The 3,101-nt window shown below is 57.3% G+C and carries 3 protein-coding genes; all 3 read right to left on the bottom strand.

Annotated features, from left to right (window positions below; genetic code table 11):
- Positions 1-209 precede the first annotated feature (209 nt).
- Complete coding sequence (locus NW834_RS13495) at positions 210-614, bottom strand: hypothetical protein (RefSeq protein WP_414419178.1); 405 nt, start codon at positions 612-614, stop codon at positions 210-212.
- Between the two features lie 409 nt (positions 615-1,023).
- The gene (locus NW834_RS13490) at positions 1,024-1,641 is read right to left on the bottom strand and encodes an Npun_F5749 family FMN-dependent PPOX-type flavoprotein (RefSeq protein ID WP_414357483.1); all 618 of its coding nucleotides are present in this window, start codon (positions 1,639-1,641) and stop codon (positions 1,024-1,026) included.
- A 48-nt stretch (positions 1,642-1,689) separates the two neighbouring features.
- On the bottom strand, positions 1,690-2,964 hold the full coding sequence (locus tag NW834_RS13485; RefSeq protein ID WP_414419177.1) for a GNAT family N-acetyltransferase: 1,275 nt from the start codon (positions 2,962-2,964) through the stop codon (positions 1,690-1,692).
- Positions 2,965-3,101: the final 137 nt, after the last annotated feature.

Raw genomic sequence — 3,101 nt, 5'->3', positions numbered from 1 at the left:
AGAAGAGCTGGGGTTGGTCGCGGCAGCGGCACAGAGCGCTTGGGGAGTGTCTCAATCTAGCTTGAAATGACTATGGTCTGGAGACTGTTCTCAAAATGTTCTGTTGCTTGGATCCTCCCCCTTTGGCCCAGAAGAGTGAGGAATGGAGAAGTTGCCCCAGAGGAGTTTGAGGTGACCGCTGCAAATGTCCAAGCTGCGCGCGGAGCACCCTAAGGCTGCAAGATCATCGACCAGGAGCCGCTCTCCCCATCCCAAAACGGGGCCAGAGACTCTCCCACCACATTGGGCCCCCAATAGCGGCGGGTTCCATCCAAGGCGAAAGCCACCACAATGTCTCCGGGGCCGATTTGCAGCGGTTCTTCTCCCAAGCTCAGCAGCAATCCTTCGCTGCCCCCTTCTCCAGGGGCAAAGTCCCAGTGGGCCGTTTCCGGATTGATCATCCGTTCGCCGCTGCGCATCAAGATCACCAGCCGAACCGGATGGGGCGTGCGATTGCCGACCCGAAAGGGTCCCGTACGGGCGGAGGTGGGGACAGCCTGGGGGGGCAAGGCAGGTTCTGAGGGCAGAACAGGGATAACATTCTCCTCAACAGAATCTTCCAAGGCTTCCAGCATCGGTTTCTCCAGAGTTTGTGCTCTCAATCCCTGCACAAGAACCCCTACCCCAACCAAAGCGACAGACAACACTAGGGATCCCTTGCCCCTCAAAGCTCTGTTCAGCAATGGGCCGCCGGCGAAAAAAGAGGCAACAGCCTGAGCGAATGAGCAGATCAAGACGCACATCGAGACCACTGCAAGCCAAAGTGATACGTGTCGAGTTAGACAAAAGGCATCAACTGCTGCCCTACCCCTGATAGACCAGCCATACGCGTACAGAGTTCCATCAGAGGATAACGCCCCCACCGTGCAGAACACGATCGTTCAGCTACGTTAACACGTCCATTCCTCTATTCCCTGTGCTTTGGAGGAACAAGGAATAAGGGATCCCCCACTCCAGACCAAGCTAAGCAAGTTTGGATCCCTTTTAGGGATTCACAGCCCGACGCTGCCACCCTTTGGAAGTGCGCTCGTACACCGTCCGCAATTGGGGATAGATCTGATCCCCCTTAAGCTGTAGGTGATCCACCTCCGTTGGCTCCAGCAGTAAAGCCACAAAGGTCTGCGGAGGCAGCAGATCTTTCTCTTTCGGCAACTCCTGGATAAAAGCCTCTGGCGGGGCAAGCAGCCCCTTAGGTTCCGGCCAAAACCAGAGGAGCCGTCCTTTTTCCGATATTTGTTGCCACAACTGCTGCCGCTGGCGCTGGGCCTGGGGATCCGGATGATCGGCGGCGATGGCCTCAAGGGTGCCAGCGATGCGGAATTGCTCGCGGGTTTTGCAGAAATACCAGCAGATCTGGGCTTGGGGGCAGTGGGCAATTTGTCGGATCTTCTCGCTGCGACTATCCACCGCCAATTGAATGCGGTCGGTATCGCCCAAAAACCCCCGGAAAACGACCGTGCGGTTGCGCGGATGCCCCTGGGGATCCACCGTGGCCAATTGCAAATACCGCACACCGGGATCGCTACGGTTCCGGTGCAGTGCCGCCTGAATCAGCGCCCGCCAAGAGGGATCCGCAGTAGAATTGCCCTTCGGGTCTTTCATCCGTTTTTCGCAAGGTGCAAGCAAGCCAGGATTGGGGCTCTCTCTCCCTTAGCTAGGGGGTGGAGAAGTCTCAGATTGGGAGTCTCTGGAGTGCCTTGGTGAGGACTCCGCACCGCCGACGCGACCAGAGCTGGGATCCGGCTCAGTTGGGCTGATGGGATGAAAGTGGTGCTCCAGCCAGCCTTCCGGTGGCCCCTCAAACCGCTCCGGCACCGGCTGCTTCACCTGCAATCCCCGCAACACCGCGTTGAGATAGGCGCTATCCCAGCTAAAGAAGCGGCTTTCGCGGATTTTGTGCCACACCGAACGCGACATCAGCAACGTCCGCTCTACATCCTGGGCTCCCAGCTTCAGCAAGAACTCCTCCCGTTCCGGCTGGTAATCGGTGGAGGCCAAGGCCAGAGATTGCGGCGGATGAGCCTGAGTAAGCTGGGCCATCTTGGCCATGAGTTCGGGGTAAAGCCAAGTGTAGGCAGGGTGAACCGTAAGCTTGGCCACATGAGGTTGCTGCCCGGTGCGATCCAACTTCAAGTTGAAGTAGCCGATGGCGGTTTTGCGTTCGGGCTCGTAAACACACACTTCCACCCGCTCCGTCTGGCTAATGGCGCATTTGGCCTGCTCCAAAAGCCAATCCAGTGGGCTAGTGCGAAAATCGTTCACCTCACGGTCGTACACCTGGCGCACAGTGGCCGGCATGGATCCCGTATCCAGTTGGTAGATGGCATAGGCATCCCGGTTGGTCACCGGCACCAGGTTGGGCAATTTGGGCTCGTGCTGGCTGAGAGCTGCCAGAATATCGGCTGGAATCGACCAGTAGGTGATCTGAGCCAAGGGTTGGAAGCCGTTGCGCCGGTAGAGCGCCATTGCCCCCTTGTTGTGGATGTTCACCTCCAGGATCCAGGTGCGAGCTTCCCGAAAGTGCTCCATGCAGTGCTTGAGCAGCCGGGATCCCACCCCCTGTCGCTGGGCAGAGGGCGCCACTGCGATATGATCGACCCGCCAGGTGCTGCGGGAATGGTTGAAGGGAGAAACCTGAATCACCCCCTGAATCTTGCCCTTCAGCTCCGCCACATGCACTGTAAACATGTGCTGGAAGCGATTGGGAAACAGGGTCAGGGTTTTCAGGGGCCCATACCACTGGCGCAACCGCCGCACTTGGCGACGAATATCCACCGAGCGGCTGCTGTACTCTTCATCAAAGGCTTGCGCCAAAATCTCTTCCACAGCCTCCAGATCCCCCAGTTGGGCGGGGCGAATGATCAGGTCAGAGGCACCAATGGGGGCTTCGGAATCCGGGTCAGGTTTTGCTGTGGTGTTGTCCATGCCAATCGCAGGCGAGAGAATATTCAAAGCATAGCTCAGGCTCTCTTGCTTTTTCTAACCGGGAGCATGACTCTAGTCAATAATAAGCTCAACTATACTGAAAATAATGTATAATATGTTCAGTACGGATTACTACC

It is taken from the genome of Synechococcus sp. R60.1 (assembly GCF_047461835.1).
In the GTDB taxonomy this organism is placed as follows: domain Bacteria; phylum Cyanobacteriota; class Cyanobacteriia; order Thermostichales; family Thermostichaceae; genus Thermostichus.
Note: the sequence above shows the minus strand (reverse complement) of the source record. Positions and strands in the feature narration are given on the sequence as shown.